The sequence below is a fragment of the Rhodospirillum centenum SW genome (assembly GCF_000016185.1).
Classification (GTDB): Bacteria; Pseudomonadota; Alphaproteobacteria; order Azospirillales; family Azospirillaceae; genus Rhodocista; species Rhodocista centena.
The window spans coordinates 305,423-325,644 of the sequence record NC_011420.2 but is presented as its reverse complement, the minus strand read 5'-3'; the positions used below and the strand labels follow the sequence as shown (position 1 = coordinate 325,644).

Below are 20,222 nucleotides of genomic sequence, written 5' to 3'. Positions count from 1 at the left end.
CGCTACCAGCGTGTAGGCTTGGGATTGCGGTCGTCGAAGCCGCGCTGGTGCCAGTAGGGATAGGCCGGCGTGCGCTGGCTCGCCGCCTCCAGCCGGGCCACCTGCTCCGGGCTCAGGCTCCAGCCCACAGCCCCCAGGTTCTGGCGGAGCTGCTCCTCGTTGCGGGCGCCGATGACGACATTGCACACGGTCGGCCGGGTCAGCAGCCAGTTCAGGGCGACCTGCGGGATGCTCCTGCCGACCTCTTCCGCCACTGCCTCCAGGGCATCGACGACGGTATAGAGGTACTCGTCCTCCACCTCCGGGCCGCCGACGGCGCCGCCCATGGCGATGCGCCCCTCCGTCGCCGGCCGGCCGCGGCGGATCTTGCCGGTCAGCCGGCCCCAGCCCAGGGGGCTCCAGATCATCAGGCCGACGCCCTGGTCCAGGCCGAGCGGCATCAGCTCCCATTCGTAGTCGCGGCCGATCAGCGAATAATAGGCCTGGTACACGACGTAGCGGCCGAGCCCGTACTTCTCCGACACGGCCAGCGACTTCATCAACTGCCAGCCGGAGAAGTTGGAAGCGCCGATATAGCCGATCTTGCCGGCCCGGATCAGGTCGTCCAGCGCCCGCAGCGTCTCCTCCACCGGGGTCAGGGCGTCGAAGGCGTGCATGAAGTAGAGGTCGATATGGTCCGTGCCCAACCGGCGCAGGCTGTCCTCGCAGGACCGGATCAGGTGGTGGCGGGAGGAGCCGACCTGGTTCGGACCCTCCCCCATGGCGAAGGTCGCCTTGCTGGAGATCAGCACCTTGTCGCGCCGGCCCTTGAGGGCCTGGCCCAGGATCTCCTCCGAGGCGCCGCCGGAATAGACGTCCGCCGTGTCGAAGAAATTGACGCCTGCCTCCAGGCAGATATCGACGAGGCGGGTGGCTTCCGCCACGTCGGTCCTGCCCCAGCGCTCGAAGAAGGCGTTGCCGCCGCCGAAGGTGCCGGTGCCGAGGCTGAGGACGGGCACCTTCAGGCCGGAGCGGCCGAGCTGGCGATGTTCCATGGGACCCTCATGATGGGTGACGGGCGGGCGGGAGGAAGACGGCACCGCCGCCCGCCTCCGCTTGCCCCTGGCGAACAGATATGTCCGCCGTTCCGCCCGTACCATCCCCCGGATGCGGCTCCCCGGTCCCGGGGGGCGCCGCCGGCCCGCCTCAGGCCAGGACCGTCTGCCGCGGCAGCATGCTTCCCGTCTCCCGCAGCCGCAGGTGCCAGGAGAACGCCTCCTCCAGCAGGTGCGGGGTGTGGCCGCCCCGGGCCGAGGCCGCCTTGAAGTAGTCGGAGGCCAGCTCGCGGTAGGTGGGGTGGACGCAGTTGCGGATGATCGTCGCCGCCCGTTCCCGCGGCGCCAGCCCGCGCAGGTCGGCCAGCCCGACCTCCGTCACCAGGATGTCCACGTCATGCTCGCAATGGTCCACATGGCTGACCATGGGCACGACGCTGGAGATGGTGCCGCCCTTGGCCAGCGACTTGGTGACGAAGATCGACATGTAGGCGTTGCGGGCGAAGTCGCCCGAGCCGCCGACGCCGTTCATCATGTGGGTGCCGCCGACATGGGTGGAGTTGACGTTCCCGTAGATGTCGAACTCCAGCGCCGTGTTGACGGCGATGACGCCCAGCCGCCGCACCACCTCGGGGTGGTTCGAGACCTCCTGCGGGCGCAGCACCAGCTTCGGCTTGTAGTGTTCGAGCCGGTTCAGCACGTCGCGCTGCCGTTCCGGCCCCAGCGTGATGGAGGAACCCGAGGCGAAGCGCAGGCAGCCGGCGTCGAACAGGTCGAAGGTGCTGTCCTGCAGGACCTCGCTGTACATGGTGAGGCCCGAGAACGGGCCGTCCGCCAGCCCCTGCATCACGGCGTTGGCGATGCTGCCGATGCCGGCCTGGAGCGGGGAGAGCGACGGGCCGAGCCGGCCCTTGCGCACCTCCGACTGGAGGAATTCCGTCAGATGACCGGCGATGGCGGTCGTGTCCGCATCGCCGGGCAGGATGCTGGCGGCGCTGTCGGTGCGGTCGGTGACGACGATGGCGGCGATCTTCGCCGGATCGACCGGGATGTAGGGCACGCCCGGCCGGCTTTCGGGTTGCAGCACGGGGATCGGATCGCGGTGCGGCCGCCGGGTCGGGATGTAGATGTCGTGCAGCCCCTCCAGCGCCGCCGGCTGCGACAGGTTCAGCTCCACGATCACCTTCTCCGCCAGGATGGCGAAGGTGGCGGTGTTGCCGACGCTGGTGGTCGGGATGATGCCGCCCTCCTCGGTGATCGCCGCCGCTTCGACGATGGCGACATCAACCGGCCCCATCTGGCGGGAGCGCAGCAGTTCCACCGTCTCCGACAGGTGCTGGTCGATGAACATCACCTCGCCGCGGTTGATGGCGCTGCGCAGCGTCGGGTCCGCCTGGAAAGGCAGGCGGCGGGCCAGGGCCTTCGCCTCCGTCAGCTCCCGGTCCACGTTGCCGCCCAGCGAGGCGCCGGTCATCAGCGTGATCTTCAGCGGGTCGTGCAGGGCACGGGCAGCGATGGCGGCAGGCACGGCCTTGGCGTCGCCGGCCCTGGTGAACCCGCTCATCCCGACGGTCATGCCGTCGCGGACATGCAGGGCTGCCTCCTCGGCGTCAGTGATGCGGTCCCAGAGCGACTTCAGGCGGATGCGGTCCCGGGGCATTCCCTTCCTCGTTGTTGTCGGCACACAGGTCCGCTGCCGCGGGTGGTCCCCCCGGCTAGGACGGATCGCCGGTCCGGTCCGGCGGTCAGGACTTCCCTGATGTTGCCGGAACCGGGGCGCCGATGGCGTAAGCCAACCTAGCCAACTGGAATGTTTGAAACATCAGGATTTTCGGCGGGCGTGCCATGCTTTCAGCGACCGATCGGCGCAGCGACCTTCATTCCGCCCCAGGCCCGGTGGCGAAACGGGTCAGGTAGCCGGCCGCCAGCCGCTTCCATTCCGCCAGCAGCAGCGGGAACAGCTCGGGATCGTCGCACTCGATCGCCAGGGCTTCCAGGTGGGTGTAGACCTGCACGGTCGTCCGGGCCACCGCCTCCACCTCCGGGGCGGAGGCGTCGGGCCGCAGCGCCGCGAGCGTCCGGCGCAGGGCCGCCACCATGCGGGCGTTGGAGGTGGCGAGCACGGCCGCCAGTTCCGGCACCGTCCGCACCGCCCGGAACAGGCGCCGCGGCCCCGGCTCCCGCCGGTAGGTTTCGATGATGGTCTCGATGCCCTCGTCCACGGCGCGGACGATGGCCTGCGGCTCCATGCCGCCGGCCATCAGGGCCTCCAGCCGGGTGTCAACCCGGTCCATGGAGCGCCGCGCCAGTTCCGACAGGATGGCGAACTTGTTGGGAAAGTAGCGGTAGACAAGCCCGACGGGCACGCCGGCCCGGGCGGCGATCAGGGTGGTCGTGATCTCCCCCGCCTCGCGCTCCATCAGCAGCGCCAGCGTGGCGTCCAGGATGGCGTCGCGCCGCATCAGGGCCCGGCGCTGCTGCGGGATGGTGCGGCTGCCCAGATCGACCGCGCCCGCCGCCTCCCTCCCTCCCGGCCGCTCCCCGGCAGCCGGCCGCCCCGCCCGCTTCCCGGAGGTCCCGATCCGCCCCGTTCCCATGCTCCGTTCCACCCTCCCGATCCCCCCGCTTAGGTGGTCCGGCACGCAGGCGTTGCAAGCGGGTCTGTCCGTCCTGAGGACGAAACTGAGAACGATTCAAGTCTCTGTTGCGGGCCGTCCGGAGGCGTGTCACGCTGCGACAAAAGGTCCGACCGGGCATCGACCCGGCGCGAAGAACGGGGGAGGGTGATGCGCAGGATGACGCTGGCGCTGTGCGCCATGCTGGCCGCCACACAACTGGCGGCCTGCGACCAGTCCGATCAGAAACAGGCCCAGGCGCCGCAGGCCGCGCCGCCCGGTCCGACGGCCTCGGGCGATCCGGGCGCCGGGGCCGCCGGCTTCCAGGACACGCTTCAGCAGAAGCTCCTGGATGCGAAGCCGGGCGATGTGATCCTGGTGCCCGCCGGTCGGCATGCCTTCGACCGCTCCCTCAGCCTGACGGTGGACGGGGTGACCCTGCGCGGCGAGGGCATGGACCGGAGCGTGCTCAGCTTCAAGGGCCAGATCGCCGGGGCGGAGGGGCTGCTGGTCAACGCCAGCGACTTCACCATCGAGGATCTGGCGATCGAGGATACCAAGGGCGATGCGCTGAAGATCAATGACGGGCGCAACATCGTCATCCGCCGCATCCGCACGGAATGGACGAACGGCCCCGATACGGAGAACGGCGCCTACGGCATCTATCCGGTGCAGACGACGAACGTGCTGGTGGAGGACAGCGTCGCCATCGGTGCGTCGGATGCCGGCATCTATGTCGGCCAGTCGCGCGACGTGGTGGTGCGGCGCAACCGGGCCGAACTGAACGTCGCCGGCATCGAGATCGAGAACACGGTGAACGCCGACGTCTACGAGAACGTGGCGACCCGCAACACCGGCGGCATCCTGGTCTTCAACATGCCGAACCTGCCGGTGGCCGGGCATGGCACGCGGGTCTTCAACAACCGGGTCTTCGCCAACAACACCGGCAACTTCGCCGCCAAGGGCGCCGCCGTCGCCTCGGTGCCCGCCGGCACGGGCATCATCGTGAACTCCAACGACGAGGTGGAGATCTTCGCCAACGAGGTCGCCGACAACGATACGGCGAACATCATCATCTCCAGCTACTTCTCCACCGGCTACATGAACCAGTACGGCGTGGCGGAGAACTTCGACCCCTATCCCGAACGCATCTTCATCTACGACAACCGCTTCTCCGGCGGCGGCGGCTCGCCTGACGGGATCGAGCTGAAGACCCTGAAGACGCTGCTCTACGGCCCGTTCGGGCGGTTTCCGGACATCCTCTGGGACGGCTGGGTCGATCCGAAGAAGCTGGTGGACGGAAAGCTGCCGCCGGAGCTGGCGATCTGCGTCGCCAACGGCGAGGCACAGATGCTGAACGTGGACGGACCCGACGGCAACAGGAACCCGGGCGTGGACATGGCCGCGCATGACTGCACCCTGCCCAGGCGCGCGCCGGTGGAACTGGCGCCCCCGCTGGACCAGCTGACGAAGAAGGGGGCGTGATGCGCGCGCGGGTCCGCGGGATCGCGCTCGCCGCCGCCCTGCTGGCGGCGACCGGGTGCGACGGGGGGGACGGAACGTCGGCGCCGGCCGGCCCGTCCGCCGTCGTCTTCCATGCCGGGGACAACCCTGAACGCCTGAGCGACTGGGGCGTGCTGCCGGTTGCCGGCGGGCGGCTGACCCTGGCGGGGGGCGTCGTGCCCTACGATCTGGCGACGCCGCTCTTCACCGATCATGCCGGCAAGCTGCGCACGATCTGGATGCCGGCCGGCACCTCCGCCCGCTACGACGCGACGGCAACCTTCGACTTCCCCGTCGGCACCGTCATCACCAAGACCTTCTACTATCCCCGGGCCGGGGCGGAGGAGGGACTCGTCGCGCCCGGCGACCGGGCCGCCGGCCAGGGCGGGGCCAGTCAGGGCGGGTTTGGGCTGGACCTGTCGCGGGTCCGGCTGATCGAGACGCGGGTCCTGGTCCGGCGGGAGAGCGGCTGGGCGGCGCTGCCCTATCTCTGGGATGCCGACCAGAAGGACGCCCGCCTGCACCGGACGGGCGCCGTCATCCCGCTCACGCTGGCACGGGAGGACGGCGGCCGGGAACGCTTCGCCTACGTGATGCCGAACGCCAACCAGTGCGCCGGCTGCCATGTGGACAATCTGGCCAGCCGGGCCTTCCAGCCGATCGGTCCCAAGGCGCGCCACCTGAACATCGAGTTCGACTATCCCGGCGGCCGGGAGAACCAGCTCCGCCATCTGGCGGCGGCCGGCTACCTGACCGGCACGCCGGAACCGGCGGCCGCCCCGCGCAGCGCCGACTGGCGCGACCCGGCGCAGCCGCTGGAGGCGCGGGCGCGGGCCTATCTCGACATCAACTGCGGCCACTGCCACAACCCGGCGGGGGCGGCGAAGACCTCCGGCCTGCATCTCGGGCCGGAGGTGACGGACGCGCGCGAACTGGGCTTCTGCAAGCCGCCGGTGGCGGCCGGGCAGGGCACCGGCGGGCACCGCTTCGACATCGTGCCGGGCCGGCCGGACGAGTCCATTCTGGTCTACCGTCTGGCCTCGGTGAAGCCCGGTGCCATGATGCCGGAGCTGGGGCGGACGCTGGCGCACGACCAGGGTGTCGCCCTGATCCGCGACTGGGTTGCTGCCATGGCGGGCCGCTGCGACTGAGGCATACCCGCGGGAGAGGGCGGAGGGGAGACGCGGGCAGAGGACGAAGGGGCGCCCGCAGGACAAGAGCCTTCACAGGACAAGAACACTGCCGAGCACAACAGCAACAAGGTGCCCGCTGCCCCTCCGGCCGGCCCTCCCGGCGCGGGGGGGACCGCGGGCCGGAAAAGGGGGGAGCATGGAGAAGAGACGGGAAACCTGCGCGCCGGGGTCGGTTGCGTGTCCATCCACCGCCGCGCCCGCCGTGCCGCGGCGTCATCCGGCGGTGCGCGCCGGGCTGGCTGGCCTCGTGGCGCCGGTCGCGCTCATCCAGACGGCGGGCATGGCAACGGCCCTGGCGCAGACGGCGCCGGAGCCCCGCGCCGCGGTGGAGGGTCCCCAGCGGCGGGCCGCCGTGGAGGAAATCGTCGTCACCGCGCAGCGCCGGCAGCAGTCGGCGCAGGATGTGCCGATCAGCCTCCAGGTCGTGGACTCCGCCCGCATCGAGCGGGTGGCCGCGCAGGACATGGGCGACCTCGCCGCTTTCGTGCCCGGCCTCCAGGTCAAGGCGGACAGCCCGACCCAGCCGAAATACACGATCCGCGGCGTCGTCACCGACGATTTCGGCGTCGGCACGGACCCGGCCGTCGGCATCTATGTGGACGGCTTCTATTCGGCCCGCTCCGGCGCCTCGCTGCTGGCCTTCAACGATGTCGAGCGGATCGAGGTGCTGAAGGGGCCGCAGGGCACCCTGTTCGGCCGCAACTCCGCCGCCGGCGCCGTCTCCATCATCACCCGCAAGCCGTCGGACGAGGCGGAGGGGCGCTTCCTCTTCCGCGTCGGCAGCTACGACAAGCGCCGGGCCGAGGCGATGATGAACCTGCCGGCCGGCGACGATCTGGCGCTGCGCGTCAATGCCGTGTTCAACCAGCGCGACGGCTGGCTGAAGGACGACGCCACCGGGGAGGGCCTGTCGCGGGAGGACAACTGGGCCACCCGCGCCGCCCTGCGCTGGGGGCCCACGGCCGGGACCAACGCGATCCTGACCTGGGAGCATGAGGAACTGGACCAGGACGCGCGGCCGGCGATCAGTGTCATCGACGTGCCGCCGTTCCCGGGGCGCCCGTCGCTGCCCTACAATCCCGCGACCTTCATCGACCCGCGCGACGGGCCGGTGCTGAACGACGTCATCGACAACCATGAGACGCGGGAGCTGGACAGCGTCACCCTGACCCTGACCCACCCGCTGAGCTGGGGCGAGCTGGCCTCGCTGACGGCGTTCCGCCACTTCGAGACGGAGAACCGCGAGGACGAGGACGGCACCAACCGGCGCGACCTCTATTTCGACACCAACAACATCGAGGACAACACGAGCTTCTACCAGGAATTCAAGCTGTCGGGCGCGGCCGGGCCGGTGGACTGGGTCGCCGGCGCCAGTTTCTGGCACGAGAAGGCGGAGCAGCAGGCCAGCACCAGCGCCACGACCGACTCCATCAACGCCGTGCTGGGCAATATCGGTGTCGGCACGCCCTTCTCCGACCTGGACAACTTCGTCCTGATCCCCTTCGGCATCCCGTTCCGGCTGCTCGGCAACAGCTGGAACGAGACGATGGCGAACGAGGGCACCTTCAAGGCCTATGCCGTCTATGGCGATGCCATCTGGCACGTCACCGACCGGCTGAACCTGACGCTCGGCGGCCGCCTGACCTATGACAAGAAGACCTTCTCCTGGTTCAACGGCCCGCGTCTGGCGCCGGAACTGGACGAGACGATCCGGACGCTGGCGGACCTCGGCGTGCTCGACCTCGCCGGCGTCCCGCCGGAGGCGCTGCGCTTCGACGTGGTGTTCGATGTCGGCGCGCTGGAAGGGCGCAAGGTGGAACTGTCGGACAGTTGGACCGACTTCAGCCCCCGCGTCGTGCTGGACTACGCCCTGACGGACAGCGTCATGGCCTATGCCTCCTACACCCAGGGCTACAAGGCCGGCGGCTTCAACAGCGTGGAACCGCTGTCCCGCTTCGACAACGAGAAGGTCCGCAACTACGAGATCGGCGTGAAGACCAGCTTCCCGGAGACCGGACTTCAGGTCAACGTCGCCGGCTACAAATACTTCTACGACGACAAGCAGCGGGTCCGGCTGGTGCAGGAGACCTCCGGCTCCAGCGTGCCGCAGTACATCGTGGAGACCAGCGACGACAAGGCGGTGGGTATCGACCTCGACGCCCTCTGGCGCCCGATCGACCCGCTGGAGATCAATCTGGCCGTCTCCTGGATCGATGCGGAGATCGACAGCAAGGTGACGCGGGAGGGGCTGGACCTGTCCGGCCAGCCGACGGGGGAGCCGCGCTGGACGCTCTCCGGCGGGGCGGCGTGGACGCAGCCGCTGGGCGACGGGGCCACGGTGCAGGTCGCCGTGCAGCACGCCTACCGCGGCGCCCCGCGCTGCAACACGGAGTCACTGGCTGTCGGCACCTGCGGCGACATCCTGCCCTTCGATGTCGGCGGGCCTTACCACCGCACCGACCTGCGCGTCGCCTGGACCAGCGCCAGCGGCGCCTACACGGTGGCGGCTTTCGCCAACAACGTGTTCGACAACCGCTATGTCACCTCGCTCAACCGGCTGACGGCCGACACGCTGGGCACGGTGTTCTCGGCCCTGTCCGAACCGCGCATGCTCGGCGTCGATTTCGCCGTCCGCTTCTGAGCGTGCGCTTCTGACCATGCGCTTCTGACCATCCGCCCCTCCGGGTGCCTGTCACCCGGGGGGCGGGGCGTCCCTGCCGCCCCCGCCTGACCGGCGCTGCCGGGCTGCGGCCGGTTCGGGCTTGGCTTATACAAACATTCGTGTATGTTTGTGGCGTTGCCCGCCGGGGAGCGCCACCATGCGCCGCACCAAGGAAGACGCGGAACGGACACGCGAACGCATCCTCGATGCGGCCGAGACCGTGTTCTACGACCGCGGCGTCGCCCGCACGACGCTGGAGCAGGTGGCGCACGCCGCGGGCGTTACCCGGGGCGCCATCTACTGGCATTTCGACAGCAAGGCCACCTTGCTGGAGGCCGTCCACCAGCGCGTCCGCCAGCCGCTGACGGACCTGCTCTACCGCATGATCGACGACGATCCGCCAGACGCGCTCGCGCGCGTGGAGGCGCAGGCCAGCGACGTCATTCTCCGGCTCTACCAGGACGACCGGACCCGGCGGGTCATGACCATCGTGCTGCTGAAATGCGAGCAGACGGAGGAGATGGCGGCCATCCTGGAGCATGAGCAGGCCCAGCGGCAGAAGTTCCTGACGTCCCTGGCCCGTTTCTTCGCCCGTCTTCAGGACCGCGGTCTCATCGCTCCCGGCGTGCCGGAGGTGCAGGCGTCGGCCCTGCATGCCTTCATGCTGGGCCTCTTCAGCGACGTGCTGCGCTTTCCTGCCCACTTCCCGACACCTGACCATGCCCTGGCGCAGGTCCGGTACTTCTTTACCATCTTCGCGCCACGGCGCGGGGAAGCCCCGCCCGGCGGGGTCGCAACCTCTGGGGTTTTGCCATGAACGCTACATTGAAGTCCTGGGGGCTGCGCCTGGGGGTGGTGGCCATCGTCGCCGCCGTGGGCGTGCCGCTCTGGCGCTCCTTGCAGCCCGACGCGCTTCCGGAAGGCTTCGCCGCCGGCAACGGCCGGATCGAGGCGGTGGAGATCGACGCCGCCGCCAAGATCGCCGGCCGTGTGAAGGACATCCTGGTGAACGAGGGCGATTTCGTCACCGCGGGCCAGGTGCTGGCGGTGATGGACACGGCCGTGCTCGACGCCCAGCTCAAGGAGGCGCAGGCGCAGCTCCGTCAGGTTGAGATCGCCGTGGAGACGGCCCGCTCCCTGGTCACCCAGCGGCAGGCCGAGCGGGAGGCGGCGGTCGCCGTCGTGGCGCAGCGCGAGGCCGAGCTGGTGGCGGCGCAGAAGCGTCTTGCCCGCAGCCAGGACCTCGGCACCCGCGGCAACATCTCGCCGCAGCAGATCGACGACGACCGCGCCGAGTTCCAGAGCACCAAGGCCGCCGTCGCTGCGGCGAAGGCCAACCTCGCGGCGGCCGACGCGGCGATCGGCTCCGCCACCTCCCAGGTGGTCGGGGCGGAAGCGCAGGTGGAGGCGACCCGCGCCACCCTCCAGCGCATCCAGGCCGACATTGACGACAGCACCCTGCGCGCCCCGCGCGACGGCCGGGTGCAGTACCGCGTGGCCCAGCCCGGCGAGGTGCTGTCGGCCGGCGGGGCCGTGCTGAACATGGTCGATCTCGCCGATGTCTACATGACCTTCTTCCTGCCCACCGCCGACGCCGGCCGGGTGGCCCTGGGCGGGGAGGCGCGGATCGTGCTGGATGCGGCCCCGAACCTCGTCATCCCGGCCTCGATCTCCTTCGTGGCCGATGTCGCCCAGTTCACCCCGAAGACGGTGGAGACGGCGGAGGAGCGGCAGAAGCTGATGTTCCGCGTCAAGGCCCGCATCCCCGCTGACCTGCTGAAGCGCCACATCACCAGCGTGAAGACGGGCCTGCCGGGCATGACCTATGTCCGCCTGGATCCTGGCGCCGACTGGCCCGCCGAGCTTCAGGTGAGGCTGCCCAATGGCTGACCGCCCCGACCCGGAGGCGCCGGTCGTGCGGCTCCGCGGCGTCACCCAGCGCTTCGGCAGGGTGGCGGCGCTGGACGGGATCGACCTCGACATCCCGGCCGGGTGCATGATCGGGCTGATCGGGCCGGACGGCGTGGGCAAGTCCACGCTGCTGTCCCTGATCGCGGGCGCCCGCGTCATCCGCGGCGGCCGGGTGGAGGTGCTGGGCGGGGACATGGCCTCGGCCGGGCACCGGCGGCTGGTCTGTCCGCGCATCGCCTTCATGCCCCAGGGCCTGGGCAAGAACCTCTATCCCACCCTGTCGGTCGCCGAGAACCTGGAGTTCTTCGGCCGGCTGTTCGGGCACGATGCCGCCGAATGCCGCCGGCGCATCCTGGACCTGACCCGCAGCACCGGCCTTGCCCCCTTCCTGGACCGGCCCGCCGGCAAGCTCTCGGGCGGCATGAAGCAGAAGCTGGGGCTCTGCGGTGCGCTGATCCACGACCCCGACCTGCTGATCCTGGACGAACCCACCACGGGCGTCGATCCGCTCTCCCGGCGGCAGTTCTGGGACCTGATCGACCGCATCCGGCGCGACCGGCCGGGCATGAGCGTGCTGGTCGCCACCGCCTACATGGAGGAGGCGGCGCGCTTCGACTGGCTGGTGGCGATGGATGCCGGCCGCGTGCTGGCGACGGGGACACCGGCGGAGCTCTTGGCCCGCACCGGCAGCGAGACGCTGGAGGCCGCCTTCGTCCACCTGCTGCCGGAAGAGAAGCGGCGCGGCCATGCCGCGGTCGTGATCCCGCCGCGGACCGACGGGGACGGCGAGGACGGGATCGCCATCGAGGCGCAGGACCTGACCATGCGCTTCGGCGCCTTCACGGCCGTGGACCGGGTGAACTTCCGCATCCGCCGGGGCGAGATCTTCGGGTTCCTCGGCTCCAACGGCTGCGGCAAGACCACCACCATGAAGATGCTGACCGGCCTGCTGGCGCCCAGCGGGGGGCGGGCCTGGCTGTTCGGCAGGCCGGTCGCCCCCGACGACCTGGCGACCCGCAGCCGCGTCGGCTACATGTCCCAGGCCTTCTCGCTCTACACCGAACTGACGGTGCGGCAGAACCTGGACCTGCACGCCCGCCTGTTCCGCGTGCCCGTGGCCGAGGTGCCCGGCCGCGTGGCGGAGATGCTGGAGCGGTTCGGTCTGCGCGACGTGGCCGACGCCTTGCCCGAGGCGCTGCCGCTGGGCATGCGCCAGCGCCTGTCGCTGGCGGTGGCGATGATCCACAAGCCGGAGATGCTGATCCTGGACGAACCGACCTCCGGCGTCGATCCGGTGGCGCGCGACGGCTTCTGGCGCATCCTGGTGGAGCTGTCGCGGCGCGACCGGGTGACGATCTTCATCTCCACCCACTTCATGAACGAGGCGGAGCGCTGCGACCGCATCTCGCTCATGCATGCCGGGCGGGTGCTCGTCACCGGCGCCCCGGCCGAACTGGTGGCCGCCCGCGGCGCCGCCAGCCTGGAGGACACCTTCATCGGCTACCTGGAGGAGGCGGCCGGGCCGGAGGCCGCGCCCGCCGCCGGCGTGGAAAAGGATGCGGAAGCCGACGCCGCGGCGCCCGCCCGCGCCACGGTGGTGCGGCAGGGCTTCGATCCGGGCCGCACCCTCAGCTTCGCCCGGCGCGAGGCGCTGGAGCTGCGCCGCGATCCGATCCGGCTGACCCTGGCGCTGCTGGGCAGCGTCATCCTCATGCTGGTGATGGGGTACGGCATCAGCATGGATGTGGAAGACCTGACCTTCGCCGTGCTGGACCGCGACCAGACCGCCATCAGCCAGAACTACGCCCTCAACCTCTCCGGCTCCCGCTACTTCATCGAACAGCCGCCGTTGACGGACTACCAGGACCTGGACCGGCGCATGCGGGCCGGCCAGATCACCCTGGCCATCGAGATCCCGTCCGGCTTCGGCCGCGACATCGCCCGCGGCCGCCCGGTCGCCGTCGGGGCCTGGGTTGACGGCTCCATGCCGATGCGGGCGGAGACGGTGCGCGGCTACGTCCAGGGCATGCATGCCCAGTGGCTGGCCGGCAAGGCGGCGGAGGCCGGCCGCGCAGCGGAGGCGGCGGGGCTCGTGAACATCGAGACGCGCTACCGCTACAATCCCGATGTGCGCAGTCTGGTCGCCATGGTGCCGGCGGTCATCCCGCTTCTGCTCATCATGATCCCGGCCATGCTCGCCACGCTGGCCGTGGTGCGGGAGAAGGAACTGGGCTCCATCGTCAATTTCTACGTCACGCCGACGACGCGGCTGGAGTTCCTGCTGGGCAAGCAGATGCCCTACGTCGCGCTGTCCACCGTCAGCCTGCTGCTGCTGACGCTGCTCGCCGTGACCCTGTTCGGGGTGCCCTTCACCGGCAGTTTCTGGGCGTTCCTCGCCGGCGGGCTGCTCTATGTCGGGACAGCCACGGCGCTCGGCCTGCTCGTCTCCAGCTTCATCCGGAGCCAGATCGCCGCCGTCTTCGCCACCTCCATCCTGACCATCCTGCCGGCCGTCAGCTTCTCCGGCCTGACCAACCCGGTCTCCTCGCTGGAGGGGGCGGGCCGGCTGGTGGGCGAGGTGTTCCCGACGACGCATTTCCTCACCATCGCCCGCGGCACCTTCTCCAAGGCGCTGGGCTTCGCCGACCTGCAGGCGTCCTTCCTGCCGCTGATCGTGGCGAACATCGTCCTGGTGGCCCTGGCCGCCCTGCTGCTGAAGAAACAGGAGGGCTGAGCCATGCGCCCCGGCAACGTGCTCCAGCTCGGCGTCAAGGAACTGCGCAGCCTGCTGCGCGATCCGGTGATGCTGGTCCTGATCGCCTACGCCTTCACCCTCTCCATCTACACGGCGGCGAAGGCGCTGCCGGACACGCTCAACCTCGCTCCCATCGCCATCGTGGACGAGGACCGTTCGCCCCTGTCCAGCCGCATCGCCAGCGCCTTCTTCCCGCCCTACTTCCTGCCGCCCGCCCTGATCACCCAGGCGGAGATGGATGCCCGCATGGATGCGGGTCTGGACACCTTCGCGCTGGGCATTCCGCCCGACTTCCAGAGCGACCTGCTGGCCGGGCGCCGGCCGACGATCCAGCTCAACGTGGATGCCACCCGGATGAGCCAGGCCTTCACCGGCAACGGCTACATCCAGACCATCATCAGCGACGAGGTGACGGCCTTCGCCAAGCGCTACCGGGAGGTGGCGGAGATGCCCGTCGATCTGGCCCTGCGGCTGCGTTTCAATCCGGAGCTGAACCGGACCTGGTTCGGCTCGATCATGGAGGTGATCAACAACATCACCATGCTGTCCATCGTGCTCACCGGGGCGGCCCTGATCCGCGAGCGCGAGCATGGCACGGTGGAACATCTGCTGGTCATGCCGGTGACCCCGTTCGAGATCATGGCGGCCAAGGTCTGGTCCATGGGACTGGTCGTGCTGCTGGCCTGCACCGTCTCCTTGCTGTTCGTCGTGCGGGGGGCGCTGGAGGTGCCCGTCCAGGGCTCCGTCGCGCTGTTCCTGGCCGGGGCGGTGCTGCACCTCTTCGCCACCACCTCCATGGGCATCCTGCTGGCAACGGTGGCCCGCTCGATGCCGCAGTTCGGCCTGCTGCTGATCCTGGTGCTGCTGCCGCTCCAGATGCTCTCGGGCGGCGACACCCCGCGGGAGAGCATGCCCGAAGCCGTGCAGACGATCATGCTGGCCGCGCCGACCACGCATTTCATCATGCTGGCGCAGGCGGTGCTGTTCCGCGGTGCGGGGCTGGACGTGGTGTGGCCGCAGTTCCTGACCCTGGCCGGGATCGGGACCACCCTGTTCGGCATCGCGCTCCGCCGCTTCCGCAGCACCATCGCCCAGATGGCGTGACGGGCCGACCTGCGGCGGGGGGCCTCAGCAGGCGGCGGCCTGCGCCGCCCGCTGCCGCAGCGCGGCCAGCCCGAAGCCGCCGGGGGTCTCGCGGAAGCGCTGCTGGATGTCCCGGATCGCGCCCGGATCGGCCAGCAGCGCCTCCACGCAGGCCGGGTCGAACCGGCGGCCCGCCTGGGCCCGCAGGAAGGCGGCCGCCGTGTCGTTGCTCCAGGCGTCCTTGTAGGGGCGCTGCGAGGTCAGGGCGTCGAACACGTCGGCCACGGCGACGATCCGGCCCTCCAGCGAGATGGCCTCACCCGCCAGCCCGTGCGGGTAGCCGCTGCCGTCATAGCATTCATGGTGATGGGCCACGACGTTGCGCAGCAGGTCGCGGTACGGCAGCGCTTCCAGCCCGTGGTCGTGGATCATGGCGTCGATGATCTCCACGCCCTTGGCGACATGGGTCTTCATCACCTCGTATTCGTCAGGCAGCAGCTTGCCCCGCTTCAGCAGGATGTGGTCGGGCACGGCGACCTTGCCGATATCGTGCAGCGGCGCGTACTGGAGCACGTACTCCACGAACTCGTCGGACAGCAGATAGCGGGTAGCCAGGGTCTGGGCGATCAGCTCGGCATAACGGCTCATCCGGTCCAGGTGGGCGCCCGTCTCCTCGTTGCGGTAGTGGCTGACCTGGAGCGCCGAGCGGACGGCGGCCAGCATGGTGCGCTGGCTGGTCAGCGTGCCGACCACCAGCACGTCGATCAGACGGCGGTAGGGGGTGAGCGCCGCCACCGTCGCCTCGGTGAAGAAGCCGGGCCGGCCGGAGTTGAAGAAGATGAAGCCGTAGAGCGTGCCCGCACGGTGGATGCGGACGATGTAGCGGGAGCGCAGGCCGAGTGCCAGCAGCCGGTCGTTCAGCCCGTCAGCCCCGACCGCGGCGCCGGTGCCGATCGCGTTGTTGATGAAGGGGATGCCGGTCGTGGCGACGGCGGCCAGGGTGGGGTGCAGTTCCAGCCGGTCGGAAAAGCGGTCGAACGGCCGGGAGCCGATGTTGGACTCGACGAAGGTCCGCAGCCGCCCCGACGCGGGATCATGGACCGCCACGGCGATGCGGTCGATCGCCGCCAGTTCCGGCGTCTCCCTGATCTCCCGGTGCAGTCCGGCGAGCTGGGCCTCCAGCCCGCCGTTCAGTCCGACCCAGGGGTCGTCCGCCATCACGAACGACGACGCATGAGCTGTGCCCATTCAGGTCACCGGAAGTCTACGGTCTCAGCCCCGGCGCCCAGGAGCGGGGTCCCGGCGCGTCGGCAGTCCTTGAATGCTAAGGTATGAGAGGTGTGTTACCCGTAGGTAAACGGGATTTGTTACAGTCTGAAGCGTCGGAATGTCGCATCCCGCGCTGTCAGGGAGCCGCCCGGTAGAAGCGGCGCTTGGCCAGTTCCGTCGCCGCCACATAGAGGGCCACCACGCCCAGCAGCGTGGCCAGCAGTGCCGGTGGCAGCGGGACGAAGCCCAGCGGGCCGGCCAGCCAGCCGGCATAGGGGATGGCGACCGCCAGCCCGGCGACCGCAAGGGTGGAGGCCAGCAGCAACAGGCCCGGCCGGCTTCCGAAGGCCGGACGGCGGGTGCGCAGCACAAGCACCACCATCAGTTCCGTCAGCAGCGAGACGAAGAACCAGGAGGTCTGGAACAACGGCTCGGAGGCGTCGAAGACCAGCAGCAGCAGGGCGAACGTCAGGACATCGAACAGGCTGCTGACGATGCCGAAGACCAGCATGAAGCGCCGGATTTCCCGGATGCTCCACCGCGGCGGTCGGCGGATCGACTCAGGATCCACGCGGTCGGTGGAGATGGCGACCGAGGGAAAATCCGACAGGAAGTTGTTCAGCAGGATCTGCTTCGCCAGCATGGGCAGGAACGGCAGCACCAGCGACGCCACGGCCATGCTCAGCATGTTGCCGAAATTGGCGCTGACGGTGATGGCGATGTACTTCTGGGTGTTGGCGAAGGTGCGGCGCCCGTCTTCGATGCCCTGGCGCAGCACCCCCAGGTCCGGCCGCAGCAGCACGATGTCGGCGCTCTCCCGCGCCACGTCCACGGCCCCTTCGACGGAGATGCCGATGTCGGCGGCGTGCAGCGCCGGCGCGTCGTTCACGCCGTCGCCCATGTAGCCGACGACATGGCCGGCCCGCCGCAGGGCCCGGATGATCCGCTCCTTCTGCTGCGGATCGACTTCCGCGAACAGGTCGGTACGCGGCGCCCGGTGCCACAGGGCATCGTCGGAGAGACGGTCCAGATCGGCGCCGGTCAGCAGCGCCGCCGGGTCCAGCCCGACCTCCCGTGCCAGACTGGCCGCGACGTGGCGGTTGTCGCCGGTGATGATCTTGGTCCGCACGCCCAGCCGGTGCAGATCGTCCAGCGTTGCCGCCGCATCGGGCTTCGGTGGGTCGCGCAGCAGCAGGAAGCCCAGGAAGGCCATCTCCGCCTCGTCCCCGTGGCCGTAGGCGGCCCTGGCCGGGACCCGCCGCGCGGCCAGCGCCAGCACCCTGTACCCGTCTCCGCCCAGGCGCTGGAACCGCTCCAGGATCGCCGCGCGGGCGTCCTTGTCCAGCGGCCGCGGCGCCTCCAGGCCGAGGACGGTGCAGCAGTCCAGCACCGGCTCGACCGCTCCCTTGGTGACGATCAGGTGGCTGTCGGGCAGGTGGCTGTCGGGCAGGTGGCTGTCGGGCAGATGACTGTCCGGCGGAAGGTTGCCCGGCGGAAGGTTGCCCGGGCCGCCCCCGGCCACGACCACCGTCAGGCGCCGCCGCACGAAGTCGTAGGGGATCTCGTCGATCTTGCGCCAGCCGGCGGTATCCAGCCCCCGCGCTCTGCCGGCCTCCGTGATCGCGGCGTCCAGCGGGTTCTCGATCCCCGTTTCGAAGGCCGCGTTCAGGAAGGCGAGGCGGAGCACCTCGTCCGACGGGGCGCCGTCCGGGTCCAGCGTCCGGTCCAGGCGGGCGATGCCCTGGGTGAGGGTCCCCGTCTTGTCGGTGCAGAGGATGTCCATGCTGCCCAGGTTCTCGATCGCCTCCAGGCGGCGGACGATGACCCCGGTGCGGGCCAGGGCGCGGGCACCGGCCGACAGCGTCACCGATACGATGGCCGGCAGCAGCTCGGGCGACAGCCCCACGGCCAGCGCCACGGCGAACAGCAGCGTCTCCGCGAGCGGCCGGTCGCGCAGCAGGTTCATCGTCAGCACCAGCACGACGATGACCAGCATCACCTGCGTCAGCATGATGCCGAAACGGCGCAGGCCGCGGGCGAAGTCCGTCTCCGGCGGGGCGGTACGCAGCCGGAAGCCGATCCGCCCCAGTTCCGTGGCGTCGCCCGTGGCGACGACCAGCAGGCGGCCGGTGCCGGAGCGGACGGAGGTGCCCTGGAACAGGCAGTTGCTCCGGGCACCCAGTTCGGTCGCCGCCGGCAGCACGCCGGGCTGCTTCTCCACCGGGAAGGACTCGCCGGTCAGCGCCGCCTCCGCCACCAGCAGGTCCTTGGCTTCCAGCAGGATGCCGTCGGCCGGAACCAGGTTGCCGGCGGACAGCAGCACCACGTCGCCCGCCACCACCTCCGTCGCGTCGATCCTGACAGGCTGGCCGTCGCGCAGGACGGTCGCCTTGAGCGAGAGGCGCTGGCGCAGTTCCGCCACGGCGGCCGAGGCCCGGAACTCCTGCGTGAAGCTCAGCAGCGCGCTGCCCAGCACGATGGTCAGGATGATGCCGGTATCCATCCAGTCGCCCAGCACGGCGGAAACGCCGGCGCCGAACAGCAGGATCAGCACCAGGGGGCTGAGGATCTGGCGCAGGAACAGCCGCACCGCCGCGAGCAGCGCACTGTCGCCGCTTCCCCGCCGCCGGGTGGCAGCAAGGCGGGCCGCGGCTTCCGCGGTCGTCAGCCCGTCCCGCCCGCTGCCCGCCCTCTCGGCCACCGCATCGGCCGGCTCCGACCAGCAGGGGGCTTCGGTTCCTGTCACTCTCATCGCGCCCATCATCACGTTTCCGCCGCCATCCGGCCGTTTCCATCTTCCCGCCGGAAGACAGGCGCTTCCAGTCCGGTCTTCATCCTGCGCCGACGGGCGCGTGCGGCCGGCTGTGCAGGGACGCCAGAATCGCCCGCACCACGCGGTCATAGTCGCCGTCGAAATGGTGGTCGCCGGGCAGTTCCAGGCGGATCAGCCCCGTCGCCGCGGGATCGGTGCAGAGACTGTCCGCCGACTCCGCACTGCCATGGACGCAGTGGACCGGCAGACCGCGCAAGCCCGCCAGCTCGGGTGCGACGGGGGAGGCGCCGTCGCCGTCCCCGCCCAGATAGGCGGCCACGTTGATCTCCCAGTCCGCCTTGCGGTCGGGCGACAGCAGCCAGAGGGCGGCGACCTGCGCACGGCTCTCCGCCGGCAGGGCGTTGACCGCGGCCGGCAGGATGGCCGCGCCGAAGCTGAACCCGATCAGGATCACGCGCCGCGTGCCCCAGCGCGCGCTCTGCCGTTGGATCAGCGCGTCCATGTCGCGCGCGACCTCGGCGGGGCTGCGGCGGTGCCAGAAATAGCTGAAGCTGTCGATGCCCAGCACCGGCACCCCGGCCGCTGCCAGGGCTTCCCCGATGGTCGCGTCGATGTCGCGCCAGCCGCCGTCGCCCGACCAGAACAGCACCAGCGTGTCGCCCGGCCGCTCCGCCGGCAGTTCCACCACCGGCAGATCCTCGGCGGCAGCACCGTCCTCCTGCGCCGGGGCCAGGGCTACGACCCGGCGGCGCAGGTCGGCCAGGTCCGCGGCTCCCTCCACCCGCTCGATGCCGCTGCCGGCGACGCTCTCCGCCCCTGCATCCAGCAGGGTCACCGGCGTCTCCTGCCGGTCGAGCGGGGGATAACGCCGGCCGCCCGGCACGGCCACGCTCTCCACGCCCAGGCAGATCGGCGCCACGAAGGGCATCGTCGCCCCCGGGCGGAGGGCGAGGGCACCGGCGAACATGCCGCCCAGCCCCTGCACCGCCGCCCCGTAGGCCACCATGCCGCCGGCCCCCCGGCCCAGCAGCACGGGCGTCAGATAGCGCGGCAGCCCTTCGTGCTGCTGCACGAGCCGGCTCACCGCCTCCAGCTTCCCGGAAATCCAGTGGCAGCCGTCGGTCTGGTGGTTCAGCGCGGCCGCCATCTCCCGCAGGTCGATGCCCGCCACAAGGGCGTCGTCCCCGGCCAGCGCCCGCGCCACCCGGTCGTCCGCATCGGCCCAGCCGGTCCCGTCCGACAGGGCGACGACGACCCGGCCGACGGCGCCCGCCGGCCCGTAGAGGCGGAGCGTGCCCGCCTCACCGCCGTCCAGCCGGCGCGGCGCAGGGTCCTTCGGGCCGATGACCAACGCGAGGGCGGCGCCCAACGCCAGCAGGGTTCCCGTCAGCAGGACCGCGGTCCGCAGTCTTCGTCCCATCACC

13 protein-coding genes are annotated in these 20,222 nt (G+C 70.5%); 7 read left to right on the top strand and 6 right to left on the bottom strand.

Features of this window, described 5'->3' with window-relative positions; translation table 11 throughout:
• Positions 1–2: 2 nt before the first annotated feature.
• The 3 genes from RC1_RS01460 to RC1_RS19780 all read right to left on the bottom strand — a co-directional run bounded on the left by RC1_RS01460 (position 3) and on the right by RC1_RS19780 (position 3,631).
• Positions 3–1,034, bottom strand: a complete 1,032-nt coding sequence (locus tag RC1_RS01460) for an aldo/keto reductase (RefSeq protein ID WP_012565551.1) — start codon at positions 1,032–1,034, stop codon at positions 3–5.
• Between the two features lie 151 nt (positions 1,035–1,185).
• Complete coding sequence (locus tag RC1_RS01455; protein ID WP_012565550.1) at positions 1,186–2,694, bottom strand: succinate CoA transferase; 1,509 nt, start codon at positions 2,692–2,694, stop codon at positions 1,186–1,188.
• 217 nt (positions 2,695–2,911) lie between these two features.
• Positions 2,912–3,631 carry a TetR/AcrR family transcriptional regulator gene (locus tag RC1_RS19780; protein ID WP_012565549.1) on the bottom strand — a complete coding sequence of 240 codons (720 nt, stop codon included), beginning with the start codon at positions 3,629–3,631 and terminating at the stop codon, positions 2,912–2,914.
• Positions 3,632–3,820: 189 nt separating this feature from the next.
• Between RC1_RS19780 and RC1_RS01445 the strand changes: the two genes are divergently transcribed.
• From RC1_RS01445 to RC1_RS01415, 7 genes are all read left to right on the top strand, one after another.
• Positions 3,821–5,134, top strand: a complete 1,314-nt coding sequence (locus RC1_RS01445) for a parallel beta-helix domain-containing protein (protein ID WP_049766621.1) — start codon at positions 3,821–3,823, stop codon at positions 5,132–5,134.
• On the top strand, positions 5,134–6,303 hold the full coding sequence (locus RC1_RS01440) for an SO2930 family diheme c-type cytochrome (RefSeq protein ID WP_148213352.1): 1,170 nt from the start codon (positions 5,134–5,136) through the stop codon (positions 6,301–6,303). The genes RC1_RS01445 and RC1_RS01440 overlap by 1 nt, the downstream gene beginning before the upstream one ends.
• A gap of 244 nt (positions 6,304–6,547) precedes the next feature.
• On the top strand, positions 6,548–8,986 hold the full coding sequence (locus RC1_RS01435; RefSeq protein WP_041785792.1) for a TonB-dependent receptor: 2,439 nt from the start codon (positions 6,548–6,550) through the stop codon (positions 8,984–8,986).
• Between the two features lie 178 nt (positions 8,987–9,164).
• Positions 9,165–9,824 (top strand): TetR family transcriptional regulator, encoded by a 660-nt coding sequence (locus RC1_RS01430; RefSeq protein WP_012565545.1) that lies wholly within the window; start codon positions 9,165–9,167, stop codon positions 9,822–9,824.
• Positions 9,821–10,897, top strand: a complete 1,077-nt coding sequence (locus RC1_RS01425) for an HlyD family secretion protein (protein WP_012565544.1) — start codon at positions 9,821–9,823, stop codon at positions 10,895–10,897. Before RC1_RS01430 ends, RC1_RS01425 begins: the two co-directional genes overlap by 4 nt.
• Positions 10,890–13,652: a ribosome-associated ATPase/putative transporter RbbA gene (gene rbbA, locus RC1_RS01420; RefSeq protein WP_012565543.1), complete on the top strand. Its 2,763-nt coding sequence runs from the start codon at positions 10,890–10,892 to the stop codon at positions 13,650–13,652. The genes RC1_RS01425 and rbbA overlap by 8 nt, the downstream gene beginning before the upstream one ends.
• A 3-nt stretch (positions 13,653–13,655) precedes the next feature.
• Positions 13,656–14,777: an ABC transporter permease gene (locus tag RC1_RS01415; RefSeq protein ID WP_012565542.1), complete on the top strand. Its 1,122-nt coding sequence runs from the start codon at positions 13,656–13,658 to the stop codon at positions 14,775–14,777.
• Positions 14,778–14,801: 24 nt separating this feature from the next.
• On the opposite strand, the gene RC1_RS01410 is transcribed toward RC1_RS01415, so the two are convergent.
• The 3 genes from RC1_RS01410 to RC1_RS01400 form a co-directional block, all read right to left on the bottom strand.
• Positions 14,802–16,004 (bottom strand): HD-GYP domain-containing protein, encoded by a 1,203-nt coding sequence (locus tag RC1_RS01410; protein ID WP_012565541.1) that lies wholly within the window; start codon positions 16,002–16,004, stop codon positions 14,802–14,804.
• Positions 16,005–16,161: 157 nt separating this feature from the next.
• Positions 16,162–18,777 carry a cation-translocating P-type ATPase gene (locus tag RC1_RS01405; RefSeq protein ID WP_148213351.1) on the bottom strand — a complete coding sequence of 872 codons (2,616 nt, stop codon included), beginning with the start codon at positions 18,775–18,777 and terminating at the stop codon, positions 16,162–16,164.
• Positions 18,778–18,856: 79 nt separating this feature from the next.
• Positions 18,857–20,218 carry an AcvB/VirJ family lysyl-phosphatidylglycerol hydrolase gene (locus RC1_RS01400; protein WP_049766620.1) on the bottom strand — a complete coding sequence of 454 codons (1,362 nt, stop codon included), beginning with the start codon at positions 20,216–20,218 and terminating at the stop codon, positions 18,857–18,859.
• Between the last annotated feature and the right edge of the window lie 4 nt (positions 20,219–20,222).

What these genes read in the sequence shown, in the direction of transcription:
- rbbA (WP_012565543.1), top strand. Translation starts at nt 10,890, where the DNA reads ATGGCTGACCGCCCCGACCCGGAGGCGCCGGTCGTGCGGCTCCGCGGC.
- RC1_RS19780 (WP_012565549.1), bottom strand. Translation starts at nt 3,631, where the DNA reads ATGGGAACGGGGCGGATCGGGACCTCCGGGAAGCGGGCGGGGCGGCCG.
- RC1_RS01430 (WP_012565545.1), top strand. Translation starts at nt 9,165, where the DNA reads ATGCGCCGCACCAAGGAAGACGCGGAACGGACACGCGAACGCATCCTC.
- RC1_RS01455 (WP_012565550.1), bottom strand. Translation starts at nt 2,694, where the DNA reads ATGCCCCGGGACCGCATCCGCCTGAAGTCGCTCTGGGACCGCATCACT.
- RC1_RS01440 (WP_148213352.1), top strand. Translation starts at nt 5,134, where the DNA reads ATGCGCGCGCGGGTCCGCGGGATCGCGCTCGCCGCCGCCCTGCTGGCG.
- RC1_RS01405 (WP_148213351.1), bottom strand. Translation starts at nt 18,777, where the DNA reads ATGAGAGTGACAGGAACCGAAGCCCCCTGCTGGTCGGAGCCGGCCGAT.
- RC1_RS01425 (WP_012565544.1), top strand. Translation starts at nt 9,821, where the DNA reads ATGAACGCTACATTGAAGTCCTGGGGGCTGCGCCTGGGGGTGGTGGCC.
- RC1_RS01415 (WP_012565542.1), top strand. Translation starts at nt 13,656, where the DNA reads ATGCGCCCCGGCAACGTGCTCCAGCTCGGCGTCAAGGAACTGCGCAGC.
- RC1_RS01445 (WP_049766621.1), top strand. Translation starts at nt 3,821, where the DNA reads ATGCGCAGGATGACGCTGGCGCTGTGCGCCATGCTGGCCGCCACACAA.
- RC1_RS01400 (WP_049766620.1), bottom strand. Translation starts at nt 20,218, where the DNA reads ATGGGACGAAGACTGCGGACCGCGGTCCTGCTGACGGGAACCCTGCTG.
- RC1_RS01460 (WP_012565551.1), bottom strand. Translation starts at nt 1,034, where the DNA reads ATGGAACATCGCCAGCTCGGCCGCTCCGGCCTGAAGGTGCCCGTCCTC.
- RC1_RS01410 (WP_012565541.1), bottom strand. Translation starts at nt 16,004, where the DNA reads ATGGGCACAGCTCATGCGTCGTCGTTCGTGATGGCGGACGACCCCTGG.